This is a genomic window from Bacillus sp. NPDC077027 (assembly GCF_050269555.1).
Taxonomy (GTDB): Bacteria; Bacillota; Bacilli; order Bacillales; family Bacillaceae; genus Bacillus.
In genome coordinates this window covers 1-1,019 of sequence record NZ_JBNNIO010000016.1, presented here as the reverse complement: position 1 = coordinate 1,019, position 1,019 = coordinate 1, and the positions used below count along the sequence as shown (strand labels likewise).

1 protein-coding gene is annotated in these 1,019 nt (G+C 58.1%); it reads right to left on the bottom strand.

Features of this window, described 5'->3' with window-relative positions; genetic code table 11:
- On the bottom strand, positions 1-1,019 hold a 1,019-nt coding region (locus tag ACQKEZ_RS19430), incomplete at both ends, for a hypothetical protein (protein WP_427303649.1).

Genomic DNA, 1,019 nt, shown 5'->3' with positions numbered 1-1,019 from the left:
GTAGGTCCGGTTGCTCCAGTTGCGCCAGTGGCACCTGTGTCTCCAGTAGGTCCGGTTGCACCAGTTACACCCGTATCTCCAGTAGGACCGGTTGCACCAGTTACACCCGTATCTCCAGTAGGACCGGTTGCTCCAGTTACACCAGTGTCACCAGTAGGTCCGGTCGCTCCAGTTACACCCGTATCTCCAGTAGGACCGGTTGCTCCAGTTACACCAGTAGCACCCGTATCTCCAGTAGGACCTGTCGCTCCAGTTACACCAGTGTCACCAGTAGGTCCGGTTGCTCCAGTTACGCCAGTAGCACCCGTATCTCCAGTAGGTCCGGTTGCACCAGTTACGCCAGTAGCACCCGTATCTCCAGTCGGACCGGTTGCTCCAGTTACACCAGTGGCACCAGTAGGTCCGGTCGCTCCAGTTACACCAGTGTCACCAGTAGGTCCGGTCGCTCCAGTTACACCCGTATCTCCAGTAGGACCTGTCGCTCCAGTTACACCAGTGTCACCAGTAGGTCCGGTTGCACCAGTTACTCCGGTTGCACCAGTTACGCCAGTGGCACCTGTGTCTCCAGTAGGACCGGTTGCACCAGTTGCGCCAGTGGCACCTGTATCTCCAGTAGGTCCGGTTGCACCAGTTGCGCCAGTGGCACCTGTATCTCCAGTAGGTCCGGTTGCACCAGTTGCGCCAGTGGCACCTGTATCACCAGTAGGTCCGGTTGCGCCAGTTACACCAGTAGGACCAGTAGGTCCAGTTGCGCCAGTGGCACCTGTATCTCCAGTAGGTCCGGTTGCACCAGTGGCACCTGTATCTCCAGTAGGTCCGGTTGCACCAGTGTCACCTGTATCACCAGTAGGTCCGGTTGCGCCAGTTACACCAGTAGGACCAGTAGGTCCGGTTGCACCAGTGGCACCAGTGGCACCTGTATCTCCAGTAGGTCCGGTTGCACCAGTGTCACCTGTATCACCAGTAGGTCCGGTTGCACCAGTTACGCCAGTAGCACCCGTATCACCAGTAGGACCGGT